We start from the raw sequence: 14,195 nt of genomic DNA, 5'->3' as shown, positions 1-14,195 counted from the left end.
CCGCGACGGAACGATGGTGGCAGAGTCTGGCGGCCGCGTCCACGCGGCGCGCGTTGCTGCTGACCGCGCTCGGCGCCCTGCTGATCGCCGGCCTGATCACCGCGCTGCCCCGCAGCGAGGGAGCCAACTCCGTGCCGGGCGCGATCGCGCTCGGCCCCCGCGGCAACGACACCTTCAATCACGTCAAGCGCGGCGACTGCCTGAACTGGCCCGGCCGCAATCCCGACGCCGCGCAGATCGTGGACTGCAAGGACAACCACCGCTTCGAGGTGGCCCAGTCCGTCGACATGCGCACGTTCCCCGGTAGCGAGTACGGCCCGGGTGCCCCGCCGCCGTCGGTGGAGCGGATCAAGCAGATCAGCCAGGAGCAGTGCACCCCGTCGGTGCGCAATTACCTGGGTTCTCGGTACGACCCCAACGGCAAGTTCACCATCGGTCTGCTGTGGTCGGGCGAGAAGGCCTGGAAGCAGTCCGGTGAGCGGCGCATGCTGTGTGGTCTGCAACTGCTCGGCCCCGGCGACAGTCAGCTGGAATCGGCGGGTAAGGCCGCCGACGTCGATCAGTCGAAGGTGTGGGCCCCCGGCACCTGCCTCGGCATCGACGCCGCCACCAACCAGCCGACCGATGTTCCGGTGGACTGCGCGGCACCGCACGCGATGGAGGTCACCGGCGCGGTGAACCTGGCCGAGAAGTTCCCCGGTGCGCTGCCGCCGGAGGGCGATCAGGACAACTTCATCAAGGACGCCTGCACCGCGATGACCGACGCGTACCTGGCCCCGGTCCAGTTGCGCAGCACCACGTTGGCGCTGTCCTACAGCACGATCTCATTGCCCAGCTGGTCGGCGGGCAGCCACCAGGTGTCCTGCAGCATCGGCGCGACCCTGGGCAACGGCGGCTGGTCCACGCTGGTCAACAGCGCCAAGGGGCCGCTGATGATCAACGGGCAGCCTCCCGTGGCGCCGCCCGACATTCCCGAAGAGCGGCTGAGCCTGCCGCCCGTCCCGATGCCAGACGAGGATGAATCGTCGTCCTCTTCGTCGTCGTCCTCGTCCGGTTCGTCGGGGTCGGGTTCGTCAGGGTCGTCGTCCGGATCCTCCGACTCGTCGGGCTCGTCGGGCTCGTCCGGGTCGTCGGGCTCGTCCTCGAGTGGCCAGCACATGCCCCAGGCGGCGACCACNGGTACCGCCACCCGCTCCGCCGCCGGGCGAGCCGGTTCCGCCGCCGCCGGGACCGTAGCCGTGCCGGTGCGGATGAGCTCGCAGCGGTTCGACGAGCTGGTATCCGACGCGCTCGACCTGATCCCGCCGCAATTGGCCGCGGCCATCGACAACGTCGTGATCCTGGTGGAGGACCGCGATCCCGACGAGCCCGAGATCCTCGGCCTGTACCGGGGTGTGGCGTTGACCGAGCGCGATTCCTGGTACGCCGGCTCCTTGCCGGACACCATCACGATCTACCGCGAGGCCCTGCTGGATTTCTGTGACAGCGAGGCCGACGTGGTCGACGAGGTGGCGATCACGGTGATCCACGAGATCGCGCACCATTTCGGGATCGATGACGAGCGGCTCCACGAGCTCGGGTGGGGCTGAGCGGGAAGTCCACCCGCAGCCCGCGCGGCAACTCCGTTTTGTCGGCCCGCAGTGCTATCAACGGGCTATGACCATCCAGTGCCGGGAGTGTGTGGCCGGTCTGGAGCACTGCCACGGCACCGTGATCCACCACGTCCGGTACCGCGTGGAGTGCACCGACGAGAACTGCACCACCCCTGAAGCAGCGCATACGTTCACCGTCGACTGTGAGGCGGTGGGTTGCCCGTGCGGGCGTGAGAGTGCGCTGTCAGACCGGCGGTACGGCTAGCCCATCGGGTCGGTTTCGGAGCGCACCGCATCGGCGACCGGTGTCGGATCGGGCTCCGGATAGAACGGCGGGGTCAGCGCCGCCCATTGCAGGCAACTCCAGCGCCCGTCGGTGATCGGCGCCAGCACAACCGATTCGGTGTTGGCCAGGTGGTGATCGAGGGCGAAGCTGCCGTCGACGCCGGCCAGCACGGCGGCCACCAAGCGGATCGCCGCACCATGGCTCACCAACACGATGTCGCTGTGGAAATCGCGGTCGTCGAGATAGCGCATCCGCAACTCGGTCAGCACCGGCACGTACCGGGCCAGGACGGCCTCGGCGGTTTCGCCGCCCGGCATCGGCACGTCCAGTTCGCCCCGGTGCCAGCGTTCGTAGATCCGGTTGAACTCGGCGACGGCGTCGTCGTCGCTGCGGTCCTCGAGTTCACCGACCTGTACCTCGTGGACGCCGTCGAATTCGAATGGGACCAAGCCGGTTTCACCGCCGATACCGGCAGCGGTCTGTGCCGCGCGCCGCGCCACCGAGTGAGCCAGGATCGCCGGCCGCTGATTGAGCGTTCCGGCGAACCGCCGGGCCTGGTCGTGGCCGAGGTCGGTCAGCTCGGCACCCGGCGGTCGGGTGTCGAGTCGCCGCGCGACGTTGCCGTGGGACTGTCCGTGGCGGACGAGAATCAGCCGACCACTCATGAGCCGTCGGTCCCGTCGCGCAGACCTGCCAACCACCGTGAGGCCTCGTCCAGACGTGGCGGGGGCGCGCCCGCGCTCGATCCGGTCGGCCAGGAACCCAGATATCGCACATCGGTACAACGTCGGTGCAGCGCTTTGAGTGCCTCAGCCACCGAATCGTCATCGATATGTCCCACACAGTCCAGGAAGAACATGTAGGTGCCGAGCTCGGTTCGGGTGGGCCGGGATTCGATGCGGGTGAGGTCGATGTCGCGNCCTCGGCAACCTCCTGGGCCGCGGCGGCGTTGGAGTGCGCCGGCACGATCTCGGCGTCGGGCAGATTGGCGGCCAGCCATTGCCGCACCTGCGCCGCCGCGACGGGGAAGGCGGCCACCGTGTGCACCGGTTCGGTGTGCCCGGGGCGGGTGACGATCGTGAACGCCACGTCGAGGGTCAGCTCGGCGTAGATCTGCAGCGGCTTTCCGGCGGCCAGGCTGTCCAGGGTGGGCAGGACCGAACCATCGATCGAGTTCTCGATCGGGACGCAGGCGTAGTCGGCCCGTCCGTCACGGACCGCGGCCAGGGCGCCCGGGGTGCTGTCGGTGAGCACTGGGGTGAATCCGTCCTTGCCGTCGCCGGATGCGGGACGCAGGCCGGGCACCATCTCGTGGCCCACCATCCGCAATAACGCCAGTTCGGTAAAGGTTCCCTCCGGTCCGAGGTAGGCGATGCGCGGCACATCCCAACCCTATCGGCTGACGTGGGCGGGACCCGGCCGGTCGTTCGGGAAAGCCTTGCCCGCGTCGCCACGCGCAGTTAAGTTAGGCTTACCTCACCTGAACGGAAGGGCGATCAGAATGGCCATTGCGACACCGACGACAGCCGAGCGGATCCGCAGCGCATGTGCGCGAGGCGGAGGTGCCATGGTGGCCGTCGAGGGCATCGAACCGGTCGCCTCTCCCGTTCACCACCTGCTCGACGACGGATCTTTCGCGATCACCGTCCCGGAGACCGGCCCGCTGGCCGGCATGGTGATGTCGACCGGATCGTCGGGCGTGCAGGCGGTGCTGGAGATGACCGACTACGCACCGCTGCCGTTGCGCGAACCGGTGCGGTCACTGGTCTGGATCCGCGGCAGGCTCCAGCACGTGCCGTCCTCGGCGGTATCCGCGCTGCTCGACCTCATCGCCACCGAGAACCCGAATCCGGCTCTGCTGCAGGTGAATTCGAGGCCTCAGCCGAACACCGAGCTGGACGATGACAACTACACCCTGATGCGCCTGGAGATCGAGTCGGTGGTGGTGGCCGATTCCACCGGCGCCGAATCCGTCAGCCTCGGGGCCCTGTTGCAGGCCCGGCCCGATCCGTTCTGCGCGATGGAATCCGGCTGGCTGCAGCACATGGAGTCCTCGCACCGCGATGTGGTGGAACGGCTGGCCACCCGGCTGCCCATGGCGCTGCGCCAGGGACGGGTGCGCCCACTGGGTCTGGACCGGTACGGCGTGCAGCTGCGGGTCGAGAACGAACACGGCGACCACGACGTCCGGTTGCCGTTCCCCAAGCCCGTCGACGACGTCACCGGGCTGAGCCAGGCCATCCGGGTGCTGATGGGTTGCCCGTTCCTCAACGGCCTGCGGGCGCGCCGGATCTGACCGGCACCGTCCGACCCGGCGGGCCACCGCCGCTACCGTTGCTTCGGTGACCGCGCCTCACGAGCACCTCGATCCGCCGCGCCGCACGCTCAAGATCGAGATCGCCGTCGTCCTGGCGGTGACATTCGGGCTCAGCGCCTATACGGCGACGCTCCGACTCATCGAGGCCGTCCTGCTCGGGCTGTCCGGACAGACGGTCGCGCTCAACCCCAAGCGCTCCCCCTTCGACCTGATCGACCTCGGCCTGCACCTGGCCGGGATGCTGCAGTTGCTGGCCTGGGGCGCCCTGGCCCTCTACCTGTTGTGGCGCAGCGGTTTCGGGCCGGCGGCGATCGGGCTGGCCCGCCCGCAATGGCGGGCCGACGGGCTGGGCGGCCTGGGCCTGGCCGCCCTCATCGGACTGCCCGGCCTCGGGTTCTACGTGCTGGCCCGGATACTGGGCCTGAGCGCCGACGTGGAACCGGCCGAGCTGTACGACACCTGGTGGCGGATCCCGATGCTGCTCGGCATGGCGTTCGCCAACGGGTGGGCCGAGGAGATCGTCGTGGTGGGGTTCCTGATGACCCGCCTTCGGCAACTCGACGTGAGCCCCGGGAAGACCCTGGTGATCTCCAGCCTGCTGCGCGGCGCGTACCACCTGTACCAGGGCTACAGCGCGGGCCTGGGCAACATCGTGATGGGGCTGGTGTTCGGCTACGTCTGGCAGCGCACCGGGCGACTGTGGCCGCTGATCATCGCTCATGCCCTGATCGATGCCGTCGCCTTCGTGGGCTACGCGCTGGTGGCAGAACATCTCAGCTGGCTGCGCTGACGCCGTCNAAGCCCCGCCGACGGCGGCGGTGGGGCCGTCTGGTGCTGGCGGTGCTGATGGCCGGTGTGCTCGCACTGGTCGGCGGCGGCATCTGGATCGACACGTCGCTGCACCGCATCCCGGCCCTGGCCGACTACCCCGAACGCCCCGCCTCCGCCCGCGGTACCACCTGGCTGCTGGTCGGCTCGGACAGTCGCCAGCACCTCAGCCCCGAGCAGCAGAACGAGCTGGCCACCGGCGGGGATATCGGCAACGGCCGCACCGACACCATCCTGTTGGTCCACGTGCCGGGCCTGGGTTCCGGCATCCCGGCCACCATGGTGTCGATCCCCCGGGATTCCTATCTGCCCATCCCCGGCTACGGCGAGGACAAGGTCAATGCCGCGTTCTCGCTCGGCGGGGCTCCCCTGCTCGCGCAGACCGTCGAACAGGCCACCGGCCTGCGGCTCGACCATTACGCCGAGATCGGGTTCGACGGGTTCGCCGCGCTGGTCGACGCCGTCGGCGGGGTGACGATGTGCCCGGCCGAACCGATCAACGACCCACTGGCCGGCATCGACCTGCCTGCCGGATGCCAGGAACTCGACGGCCGCAGCGCACTCGGCTACGTCCGCACCCGCGCCACGCCCCGCGCCGACCTGGACCGGATGATCCACCAGCGGGAGTTCATGTCGGCCCTGCTGCACCGGGCCACCAGTCCGGCGGTGTTCTCGAACCCGCTGCGGTTGTCTCCGATGATCCGCGCGGCCACCGACTCGGTGGCGGTCGATGAAGACGCCCATGTGTGGGACCTGGCCCGGCTGGCCTGGGCGATGCACGGCGATCTGGTCACCACGACGGTGCCGATCGGCGAGTTCACCGGCAGCGACTCGGGCTCGGTCGTGGTGTGGGACAGCGATGCGGCGGGGCGGCTGTTCACCGCCCTGGCCAACGACACGGCCGTCCCGGACGACGTCATCGAAGTGCCACAACCTTAAGCAAGGCAAAGCTAAATTCGCGCACAGCAAATTGCGAATAGCAAATGTAACGAGCGCCACACGACTAAGGTAAAGCTGACCTCAATGAGGTTCACCTTTGGTGACAATGGCCGTTGACCTGCTATATCCTCACCGGCATGACCACGACCAATGAACTCGACACGAAATTTCACGCCCTGATCCAGGATCAGATCCGCAGCGAGTTCACTGCGTCACAGCAATACATCGCAATTGCAGTTTATTTCGACGGCGCCGACCTTCCGCAGCTTGCCAAGCACTTCTACGCCCAGGCCGTCGAGGAGCGCAACCACGCCATGATGCTGGTTCAGTATCTGCTCGATCGGGACATCGACGCCGAGATCCCCGGCGTCGACGCGGTGTGCAACCGCTTCGATACGCCGCGCGACGCGCTCGCCCTGGCGCTGAGCCAGGAGCGCACCGTCACCGAGCAGATCAGCCGGCTCGCGAGCGTGGCCCGCGAAGAGGGCGACTATCTCGGCGAGCAGTTCATGCAGTGGTTCCTCAAGGAGCAGATCGAAGAGGTCTCGTCGATGTCGACGCTGGTGCGCATCGCCGACCGGGCCGGCGCCAACCTGTTCCACATCGAGGACTTCGTCGCCAGGGAACTCGCCGGCGGTGCCGGTGCCGACGCGGCCGCCCCCAAGGCCGCAGGCGGCAATCTCTGATCTGGGGCCTCTGATCTGGGGCCGATAGCCCTCAGTCCCGGCCCGCACCCGTCAGGCCGTTCTGCAGCCAGTCCTTGGTGCGGCCGGGATGGTTCGTGGCCACCCACGCCACCCCGATATCCCGGCAGAACCGGACATCCTCGTAGTGGTCGACGGTCCAGCAGTACAGCGCCCGGCCCTGCGCGGCGGCCCGGTCGACCAGTTCGGGGTGCTCCCGAAGGGTGGCGATCGACGGACCGACGGCCGTCGCCCCGACCGTGGTGGCCGCGCTGCCGCCCAGATACCGCGAGGTCTCCCCGAGCAGCACGGTCGGCAACATGGGGGCGGCGCGCCGAATCCGCCACACCGCGGCCGCCGAGAACGACATCACCACCGCACGCGACAAATCCGCCGACGGCGGCGCGGCGATTCCGTAGCGATGCAGCAGGGCCAGCACCTTGTTCTCCACCAGCGCGCCGTAGCGCACGGGGTGTTTGGTCTCGATGAAGAGCTTGACCGGCCGGTTCCAGTCCAGCACCAGCGAGACGAGATCATCCAGGGTCAGCAGACCGGTGTCCCCGACGGTTCCGTCGCCGTCACCGTCGGAACGTCCACCGGCATGCCATGAGCCGTAATCCAGCCGGCGCAGCTCGGCCAGTGTCATCTCACTGACCAGACCTGTCCCGGTGGAGGTGCGGTCCACCCGGCGGTCGTGCACGCACACCAGATGGCCGTCACGGGTCAGCCGCACATCGCATTCCACGCCGTCGGCACCCTCGCGCAAGGCCAGGTCATAGGCGGCCAGCGTGTGCTCGGGCCGGTCGGCGGATGCGCCGCGGTGGGCCACCACGAACGGGTGCCCGGGCCCCGGGGTCGCCTGCCCAGCGGCTCCGCCGTCGCCCGTTTCCATACGGCTATGCTGCCGGGTTCTGCCCTGGGGACTCAACCGGAACGGCGGATTCTGCCGAATCCTCACGATTCTGCGATACATCCGCCGTCACCGGGTCGACCACGACCCAGCGCCGGACGCGCTGCTGCTCTGCCGTGCCGCTGCCGACGAAGCCGGTGAACACCTTGGCCGTCAGCAGGAAGGTCGCCAGCGCCAGCACGTACCCGACGATCGTGGTCACCGTGTTGTCGGCGATGTTCTGCGGCGTGCCCGCGAAGAAGGTCACGTACCCGGTGCTCACCGTCGACCACACCGCGACCACCGCGCTCAGCGCCCAGACCACCCACCACACCACGATCGGGCGGCGCAGGTGCGACAGCCGCCCTTCCAGGGCGGCCAGTTCCCAGACGAACACGGGCACCATCACCACGTTGACCCCGGGCAGCAGGCTGCACCACCAGATGGTCGCGCTGCTGCGCGGATCGACCTCGCCGTGCTCGGCGTATCCGGCGGCCCGCCGGACGATCAGCCACCGCACCAGCGCCACCACCGTCAGAACCACGAAGGCGATGGCCAGCAGGCTGGCGATCAGGCCGATCACGAGCCCGCCGACGGCGATCACCGGATGCAACAGCACGCTGCGGTTGATCAGCAGCAGCACGTACCGGACCACATGCGTGAAGGCCGCGACACCGAGCGCGATCATGGCCGCGACGAGCATGAACCGGGCCGTGCCGGTCTCGGCTTCCCCGNGCTGCCCCGTGGGCGACGCGGCGGGACGGTTCTGCGGTGCCCACTGCGGCTGCGGCGCCGAGGGCGCCAACAACGAGCCCCCGCACCGCGGACACCACGACCGCTGCCGGTCACGCACGTTCCAGCGCGTCCCGCACTGCGAACACACCTGGATCATCCGACCAGCCTAGTCACGATCTCCCGACAGGTCCGCGCGGTCAGACGCTGCCCGGTCCACCGGCGTCGGTGACCACTGGACGGCCGGCCCCGGACCAGGCCAACATCCCGCCCTCGACGTTGATCGGGGTGTAGCCGTTGCGCGCCAGGTAGTTCGCCACGCGCAGCGAGCGTCCACCGGCGTGGCAGATCACGTACAGCTCCGCGTCCGGGTCGATCTCGGCGATGCGGGCCGGGACGTCGCCCATCGGAATGTGCTGTGCGCCTGCGACATGCCCGCGCTGCCATTCGTCGTCTTCACGGACGTCGAGCAGCACCACGGAGCCCTCGAACGTCGTGGGTACCGCAGCGATGTCGGCCTGCCCGATTTCCACATCGTCCATACCGGCCATGCTCGCATGCCGAGCACCGCCCGCGCACCCGCCCCCGCACGCCGGCCACACCGTTAGCAACGGGCGGCTATCCACAGTTTCCACAGGTTCATCCACAGCCCCGAACCTCGGGAAATGCCCCCGAGGTGGGCATAACTGTGCGGTAGCTGTCCCTCGCTGTGGATAAACCTGGGCCGCCCGCGACGCCGATCAACAACCTCCGGTCCGGCAGAGCGAAATTAAGCGTTCGGCTAAACCACGGGTACCGCCTCGCCGGATCGGTTTGGGATCAGGCTGATTCGAGACGGCGATCGCCGGCACAGAGGCCGATTTTCGCCTGGCCGCCGCAGGGTCTATGATCGGCGTCACACCAGCTGTTGTGACAGAACTCACTGGAGGACAAACGTTGATCGTGCAGGTCAGGAGTGTCTGATGGCGTCACATCCCATGGGATCCGGGTCGGCGTTTCCACAGCCCGAATGGCATTCGTCCGGGCACCTGCACACCCGTAACCAGTCGATGGCCTTTCTTCGGGCCACTGTGATCGCCCTCCTGCTGCTGGGCGTCCTCGCGGTCATCGTCTGGTTCTGACCGCCGCGGCATCGGGTATACGTGGGGTCGGCACCCGCGTCCTTGCGGTGCGCCTTGCGATGGAGCAATGTTGACGATGATCTTGAGGATCCCTGAGTGATCCCTGGCTCCATCGATCGATACTGAGGAAGGAATCTCGTGGCTGAATACACCTTGCCGGACCTGGATTACGACTACGGAGCGCTGGAGCCCCACATCTCCGGGCAGATCAACGAGCTCCACCACAGCAAGCACCACGCGGCGTACGTCAAGGGTGTCAACGACGCCGTCGCCAAGCTCGATGAGGCGCGGGCCAACGGCGACCATGCCGCGATCTTCCTCAACGAGAAGAACCTGGCCTTCCACCTCGGCGGCCACGTGAACCACTCGATCTGGTGGAAGAACCTGTCCCCCAACGGTGGTGACAAGCCGACGGGTGATCTCGCCGCGGCCATCGACGACCAGTTCGGCTCGTTCGACAAGTTCCAGGCACAGTTCACCGCTGCGGCCAACGGCCTGCAGGGCTCGGGCTGGGCGGTGCTCGGCTACGACAGCCTTGGCGACCGGCTGCTGACCTTCCAGCTCTACGACCAGCAGGCCAACGTGCCGCTCGGCATCATTCCGCTGCTGCAGGTCGACATGTGGGAGCACGCCTTCTACCTGCAGTACAAGAACGTCAAGGCCGATTACGTCAAGGCGTTCTGGAACGTCGTCAACTGGGAGGACGTGCAGAACCGCTACGCGGCGGCCACGTCCAAAACCAACGGCCTGATCTTCGGCTAGTCCGGCCTCGGCCGGATCCGAGGGCCGGATCGGTTTCCGATCTCTCCAGAAGGGGCGTCGCGCGAAGCGTGACGCCCCGCCCTCGTTTCTGGGGCAGTGTGCCCGTGTCGCCTTGCACCACCTGCCCGGGTGTCGCATCCTGGTCTGATCGACTCATCGACGTGTCGGTACGACGGCGGCGGCCGGCGAACCAACACCGATGTCCCGGAGGCGATATGGATACGACGGGGTCCGGACGGGCGATAGAGATCGCCCCCTTTCATTCCGGCGGTGCGCTCAAGGGTTTCGTGGTGTCCGGCCGGTGGCCGGACTCGACGAAGGAATGGGCCCAGCTTCTGATCGTCACGGTCCGCGTGGCGTCACTTCCCGGATTACTCTCCACCACAACGATTTTCGGCGTACGAGAAGAGCTCCCGGACCAGCCGCAGCCCGGCACGGTCGGTCTCGTCATCGCCGAGGGACCGGTGGTGGGCGAATCCGCCGTTCCGCCCGGGTATTTCGCCGAGCATCAGCCCCCGGCACTGTTGATGCTTCATCCACCTTCCGAGACCACGCCCTCACTTCCGGAGTGCAGCGGCGCGGCGTCCGGGTGCGTACTCTTACCGGGACTGCCACATCTCGGGCTGGAACACCGCGCGGCCTGGGTCGAGGCGGAATCGGATGGCACGGTGACGTCGATGGTCAGCCGAGTCGGCGTCGATCCGATCAGCCATCCCGACACCGCGATCTTGGCGATGCTGCTGGCGGCGTGACGGAACCCAGAGCCCTCACCCTCTCCGGATCGGAGAACGGGGCTGCCCGAATTGGATAAGAAACCTAGCGGTGTCGGCGGACAGCCGCTAGGGTCCTCTAGGTCAGAAGGGGTGTAGCCCCCTACGTCGCGTCGAGATGACGGCGGCCCAGCCCGGCTGCCGTGCCCAACGCGGTGGGCGCTCCCTTCGGCCGCATATGAGTGCGCCGCGCGAGCGGCACGAATCGGCGATGTGTCGAAAGGTCGCCATGTCCGTAGACGGAGGCGTCGGCCCCACCGGTCGATCGTCCAACCCGGCGCCGTGCGCGCCTCAGGTAGCCGTCGCGCATCACCGCAACCGTACCGGCCGCCGGATTTGTGCCATCGATTGTTCGCCCCAGGGGCAAACCTGCGCGCGTTTCCCGCCCGCAACCTCGGCTGGAATCGGCTCCGGAATCCGACCCATCCTGTCTGGCTATCGCACACGAGGGGGCTGACACTCATTCAACCGGCCGACCTGTAACGTGTTCCACGTCGTCCGACAACGGCGTTGCAAGCAATCCGACGCGACCCGGGGACCATGCTCTAGCAAATAACCGTTTCCGCTAGTCACAGCCCTGCACCAGTTGCCGGCCAGAAACTTGATCATGATCGGGCGTACCCGTGAGCGCAGCTCACCGCGCCCAATACAACGCGTCCGTCACCTTTTACATTGTCAGACGGCGCAATCCCGCCGTACCCCTGCGGCGAAGACCCCGTGATCCGCCTCGGAAGCGGTCAAAACGCAAAGCCCGTTTAACTTTTGTGCGGTTTGCACTTGGTTGTCGTCACAACACTCGCTACCATAGTCAGCAAATACGCCGCCTATTCGTACCGCTCATGATGCATGTGGAGGTCAAATCGATGAGCAAGACGTTCGCCGCCCGTCTAAACCGCCTGTTCGACACGGTTTATCCGCCTGGGCGCGGACCCCACACGTCTGCCGAGGTGATCGCCGCACTCAAGTCTGAGGGCGTGACCATGTCAGCTCCGTACCTGTCGCAGCTTCGTTCGGGCAACCGCACCAACCCGTCGGCGGCAACCATGGCCGCCCTTGCCAACTTCTTCCGGATCAAGCCGGCTTACTTCACCGACGACGAGTACTACGAGAAGCTCGACAAGGAGCTGACCTGGCTCGCCAGCATGCGCGACGAAGGGGTCCGCCGGATCGCCGCCCGCACGGTGGGGTTGTCCACCGAGGCCCAGCAGGATCTGGTTCAGAAGGTCGACGAGCTGCGTCGCCGGGAACACCTCGACGACTGATCCGTCAGGTTCGCCTGACGGCTGCCAACGCTGAAATCCACGTCAGCGGGGATGATTTCGATGTTTCCCGCTGCGTGGATTTTCAGCTGCGCGCCGCCGCCCGGGCCAGCTCCCGGTACTGCTCGGCGATCGCCAGGATCCACTCGCGGTCGGAATACGATTCAGGCTGGCTGAGCCAGGCCAAGCCCGGGAAGGCCGAACGCTCGTCGTCGTCGCGGGTGTCGTAGATCCACTGGGCAACCGTCCGCGCCTGCTCCCGCGGTGCGACCTGTGGCCGCTCCGTGTCGGATTGTGTTGCGCCGCTTGATGCCCGCGATCCGGCTGTCTCATGCTGACGTGTGTCGGCCGCGGTCGCCTCCAGATAGAGCGCGTCAGAGATCAGCGACATCCGCTCGGCCACCCGGAACACCAGCGGTCCGCGCGGGCGCACGCCGATGCCGACATCCGGCTGGCGCCGGGCCAGCTCGCTCAACAACGGTTTGATGGTCCGCAGCTCCTGGCGCGCGCCGAACCAGTCTTCGACACTGGGCAGCAGGGACCCCGCCGCGACGATGACCATCGCACAACCCAGCATGGTCGCCGCGGCACCGACGCCGACGGGCTCGGTCCGCCCCACGGCCCGCAGCAGGAAGAAGCCGGCGACCGCGACGATCAGCACCATGCCGAGGGTGAAGAGGAACAGCGCGCGGCCGCGGCGGCTCCGGTTCGAGTAGCGCAGGCCGGCCCAGGCCACCAGCGTCAGCGCCAGGAACACATAGAGCAGTGGCAGCAGCCACGAGATGCCGGACCCGAGATCCTGCTTCAGATACTCCGCGGGCGACATCTCCGGTTGCCTACCGGCCCGGAAGAAGATCACCAAGCTGATGACGGCGACGACACCGGCGACGCCGTACTGGATCAGTGCGATACGCCGGGTGATCGTCGCCGAGTGGTCGGACGACGCGGTGGTGATCATCACGCAACTGCCTGCCGCACAAGCGATCAGCGCGATCTGGCTGAGCCCGACCGCGATGTTGGGCCAGTGCAGCACGGTGTCGATCAGCAGCGCCAGCGGCTGCCAGTTCAGGGCGGCCACGAGGCCCAGGCTGCCCAGCGACACGATCATCGCCGAGCTCACCAGCGACTGCTTGTTGACCAGTGCCCAGCCGATGCGCAGACCGGTAGCCAGGCCGAGCAGGCCGGCGATCACCCAGACGATCAACCAAATGCCTCTCCGAGGCGAACCTGCACGATCGATGACCGATCGGACGGCAGCCGACCCAGGCGGTACAGCAGGAGCGCGGCGAAATCCTCGGCCTCCTGCTCGATGTCCTCGCCGTTGGGCCCCATACAGCCCGTGCGCTGGTTGAGCATGTAGCTGATCAGATCCGAGGTGGCGACCTCGGCGGAGGCCGCGGCCGCATCCACGATCGAGATGCCCTCGTGCCCGAGGACCAGATGGCCGAGCTCGTGCGCCAGGGTGCGATCCCAGGCTGGCAGACCCTGCTGGATGAGGAACACGTCGCGATCGGCGTACTGCCGCCACTGGCCGCACACACCAGGTGGAAGTTCGGCCATGGTCAGCTCGATCGGCCTGCCGCGGTCCTTGCTCACCGCATCGACCAGGCGGGTCAACGTGACCTCACCCCGCCGCGGGGCCAGGTCGAGGACCTCGTTGACAGCGCGCGTGACGCTTCGACTGGCGGACATGTTCCCCCTTCCCACCCTTTCGTAGCATCCCTGGTCAACTCCGCTTACCTGGATTCTCCCAAGTACTTCCTAGCTCATGAAACGGGTGGCATCGATTCGAACGGTGCGACCGGCCTTCGCCTGCCGATAACCGACGAGACCACCCAGGCCGGTGAGCGTCATCATGCCGGTGACGCCAGGCAACGCCATCGCCGCGATTTCGCCCGTGCTGGCGGTGCGCAGGTAGTCCGCATAGCCGATCCGGAAGGTGGCCGGCACTGCCGCGTCGAGTCCGACGGCCTCGGCAGGCTCGGCCTCGGTACGCAGCGTGGTGGCGGGTTCCGCG

At 67.5% G+C, this 14,195-nt stretch carries 16 protein-coding genes and 3 pseudogenes; 11 read left to right on the top strand and 8 right to left on the bottom strand.

Features of this window, described 5'->3' with window-relative positions; genetic code table 11:
- Positions 1–26: 26 nt before the first annotated feature.
- The 3 genes and pseudogenes from BN4332_RS24585 to BN4332_RS24580 all read left to right on the top strand — a co-directional run bounded on the left by BN4332_RS24585 (position 27) and on the right by BN4332_RS24580 (position 1,857).
- A pseudogene (locus BN4332_RS24585) lies at positions 27–1,236 on the top strand (septum formation family protein).
- A gap of 14 nt (positions 1,237–1,250) precedes the next feature.
- A complete protein-coding gene (locus BN4332_RS35630) occupies positions 1,251–1,589 on the top strand; it encodes a metallopeptidase family protein (protein ID WP_276032992.1) in 339 nt (112 codons plus the stop codon).
- A 67-nt stretch (positions 1,590–1,656) separates the two neighbouring features.
- A complete protein-coding gene (locus BN4332_RS24580) occupies positions 1,657–1,857 on the top strand; it encodes a hypothetical protein (RefSeq protein WP_066902091.1) in 201 nt (66 codons plus the stop codon).
- On the opposite strand, the gene BN4332_RS24575 is transcribed toward BN4332_RS24580, so the two are convergent.
- Together BN4332_RS24575 and BN4332_RS24570 are read right to left on the bottom strand one after the other, a co-directional pair.
- Complete coding sequence (locus BN4332_RS24575) at positions 1,854–2,543, bottom strand: histidine phosphatase family protein (RefSeq protein WP_066902090.1); 690 nt, start codon at positions 2,541–2,543, stop codon at positions 1,854–1,856. The genes BN4332_RS24580 and BN4332_RS24575 overlap by 4 nt on opposite strands.
- Positions 2,540–3,261 (bottom strand): annotated as a pseudogene (locus BN4332_RS24570) (prephenate dehydratase domain-containing protein). Before BN4332_RS24570 ends, BN4332_RS24575 begins: the two are co-directional and overlap by 4 nt.
- Before the next feature lie 118 nt (positions 3,262–3,379).
- Between BN4332_RS24570 and BN4332_RS24565 the strand changes: the two are divergent.
- From BN4332_RS24565 to BN4332_RS24550, 4 genes are all read left to right on the top strand, one after another.
- Positions 3,380–4,174, top strand: coding sequence for a DUF2470 domain-containing protein (locus BN4332_RS24565; RefSeq protein ID WP_066902089.1), 795 nt, complete (start codon positions 3,380–3,382; stop codon positions 4,172–4,174).
- Between the two features lie 46 nt (positions 4,175–4,220).
- On the top strand, positions 4,221–4,985 hold the full coding sequence (locus BN4332_RS24560; protein ID WP_066902088.1) for a CPBP family intramembrane glutamic endopeptidase: 765 nt from the start codon (positions 4,221–4,223) through the stop codon (positions 4,983–4,985).
- Between the two features lie 56 nt (positions 4,986–5,041).
- A complete protein-coding gene (locus BN4332_RS24555; RefSeq protein WP_200820438.1) occupies positions 5,042–5,962 on the top strand; it encodes an LCP family protein in 921 nt (306 codons plus the stop codon).
- Between the two features lie 137 nt (positions 5,963–6,099).
- The gene (locus tag BN4332_RS24550) at positions 6,100–6,648 is read left to right on the top strand and encodes a ferritin (protein ID WP_066902087.1); all 549 of its coding nucleotides are present in this window, start codon (positions 6,100–6,102) and stop codon (positions 6,646–6,648) included.
- A gap of 31 nt (positions 6,649–6,679) precedes the next feature.
- Here BN4332_RS24550 and BN4332_RS24545 read toward each other — a convergent pair whose 3' ends face one another.
- The 3 genes from BN4332_RS24545 to BN4332_RS24535 form a co-directional block, all read right to left on the bottom strand.
- A complete protein-coding gene (locus BN4332_RS24545; RefSeq protein ID WP_066902086.1) occupies positions 6,680–7,537 on the bottom strand; it encodes a glycerophosphodiester phosphodiesterase in 858 nt (285 codons plus the stop codon).
- 4 nt (positions 7,538–7,541) lie between these two features.
- Positions 7,542–8,222 carry a DUF4328 domain-containing protein gene (locus tag BN4332_RS24540; protein WP_435405210.1) on the bottom strand — a complete coding sequence of 227 codons (681 nt, stop codon included), beginning with the start codon at positions 8,220–8,222 and terminating at the stop codon, positions 7,542–7,544.
- A 244-nt stretch (positions 8,223–8,466) separates the two neighbouring features.
- Entirely contained in the window at positions 8,467–8,808 is a 342-nt protein-coding gene (locus tag BN4332_RS24535) for a rhodanese-like domain-containing protein (RefSeq protein ID WP_066902084.1), read from the bottom strand.
- Positions 8,809–9,228: 420 nt separating this feature from the next.
- On the opposite strand from BN4332_RS24535, the gene BN4332_RS24530 reads away from it, so the two are divergent.
- The 4 genes from BN4332_RS24530 to BN4332_RS24515 all read left to right on the top strand — a co-directional run bounded on the left by BN4332_RS24530 (position 9,229) and on the right by BN4332_RS24515 (position 12,181).
- Positions 9,229–9,387, top strand: coding sequence for a hypothetical protein (locus BN4332_RS24530; RefSeq protein WP_200820346.1), 159 nt, complete (start codon positions 9,229–9,231; stop codon positions 9,385–9,387).
- Between the two features lie 138 nt (positions 9,388–9,525).
- The gene (locus BN4332_RS24525; protein WP_003883955.1) at positions 9,526–10,149 is read left to right on the top strand and encodes a superoxide dismutase; all 624 of its coding nucleotides are present in this window, start codon (positions 9,526–9,528) and stop codon (positions 10,147–10,149) included.
- 215 nt (positions 10,150–10,364) lie between these two features.
- Entirely contained in the window at positions 10,365–10,901 is a 537-nt protein-coding gene (locus BN4332_RS24520; RefSeq protein ID WP_066902083.1) for a peptidase, read from the top strand.
- Positions 10,902–11,782: 881 nt separating this feature from the next.
- Positions 11,783–12,181, top strand: a complete 399-nt coding sequence (locus BN4332_RS24515) for a secretion protein EspR (RefSeq protein WP_066902092.1) — start codon at positions 11,783–11,785, stop codon at positions 12,179–12,181.
- 82 nt (positions 12,182–12,263) lie between these two features.
- Here the strand turns inward: BN4332_RS24515 and BN4332_RS24510 are convergent, their stop codons facing one another.
- From BN4332_RS24510 to BN4332_RS24500, 3 genes and pseudogenes are all read right to left on the bottom strand, one after another.
- Positions 12,264–13,382, bottom strand: a complete 1,119-nt coding sequence (locus BN4332_RS24510) for a hypothetical protein (protein ID WP_066902082.1) — start codon at positions 13,380–13,382, stop codon at positions 12,264–12,266.
- A complete protein-coding gene (locus tag BN4332_RS24505) occupies positions 13,379–13,870 on the bottom strand; it encodes an ImmA/IrrE family metallo-endopeptidase (RefSeq protein ID WP_066902081.1) in 492 nt (163 codons plus the stop codon). The genes BN4332_RS24510 and BN4332_RS24505 overlap by 4 nt, the downstream gene beginning before the upstream one ends.
- Before the next feature lie 69 nt (positions 13,871–13,939).
- A pseudogene (locus tag BN4332_RS24500) lies at positions 13,940–14,195 on the bottom strand (hypothetical protein); the annotation flags it as partial.

Source organism: Mycolicibacterium houstonense (assembly GCF_900078665.2).
GTDB lineage: Bacteria > Actinomycetota > Actinomycetes > Mycobacteriales > Mycobacteriaceae > Mycobacterium > Mycobacterium houstonense.
The sequence above is the reverse complement of the archived record's forward strand: the minus strand, read 5'-3'. Positions and strand labels throughout refer to the sequence as shown.

What these genes read in the sequence shown, in the direction of transcription:
- BN4332_RS35630 (WP_276032992.1), top strand. Translation starts at nt 1,251, where the DNA reads ATGAGCTCGCAGCGGTTCGACGAGCTGGTATCCGACGCGCTCGACCTG.
- BN4332_RS24580 (WP_066902091.1), top strand. Translation starts at nt 1,657, where the DNA reads ATGACCATCCAGTGCCGGGAGTGTGTGGCCGGTCTGGAGCACTGCCAC.
- BN4332_RS24575 (WP_066902090.1), bottom strand. Translation starts at nt 2,543, where the DNA reads ATGAGTGGTCGGCTGATTCTCGTCCGCCACGGACAGTCCCACGGCAAC.
- BN4332_RS24565 (WP_066902089.1), top strand. Translation starts at nt 3,380, where the DNA reads ATGGCCATTGCGACACCGACGACAGCCGAGCGGATCCGCAGCGCATGT.
- BN4332_RS24555 (WP_200820438.1), top strand. Translation starts at nt 5,042, where the DNA reads ATGGCCGGTGTGCTCGCACTGGTCGGCGGCGGCATCTGGATCGACACG.
- BN4332_RS24550 (WP_066902087.1), top strand. Translation starts at nt 6,100, where the DNA reads ATGACCACGACCAATGAACTCGACACGAAATTTCACGCCCTGATCCAG.
- BN4332_RS24545 (WP_066902086.1), bottom strand. Translation starts at nt 7,537, where the DNA reads ATGGAAACGGGCGACGGCGGAGCCGCTGGGCAGGCGACCCCGGGGCCC.
- BN4332_RS24540 (WP_435405210.1), bottom strand. Translation starts at nt 8,222, where the DNA reads ATGATCGCGCTCGGTGTCGCGGCCTTCACGCATGTGGTCCGGTACGTG.
- BN4332_RS24535 (WP_066902084.1), bottom strand. Translation starts at nt 8,808, where the DNA reads ATGGACGATGTGGAAATCGGGCAGGCCGACATCGCTGCGGTACCCACG.
- BN4332_RS24530 (WP_200820346.1), top strand. Translation starts at nt 9,229, where the DNA reads ATGGCGTCACATCCCATGGGATCCGGGTCGGCGTTTCCACAGCCCGAA.
- BN4332_RS24520 (WP_066902083.1), top strand. Translation starts at nt 10,365, where the DNA reads ATGGATACGACGGGGTCCGGACGGGCGATAGAGATCGCCCCCTTTCAT.
- BN4332_RS24515 (WP_066902092.1), top strand. Translation starts at nt 11,783, where the DNA reads ATGAGCAAGACGTTCGCCGCCCGTCTAAACCGCCTGTTCGACACGGTT.
- BN4332_RS24505 (WP_066902081.1), bottom strand. Translation starts at nt 13,870, where the DNA reads ATGTCCGCCAGTCGAAGCGTCACGCGCGCTGTCAACGAGGTCCTCGAC.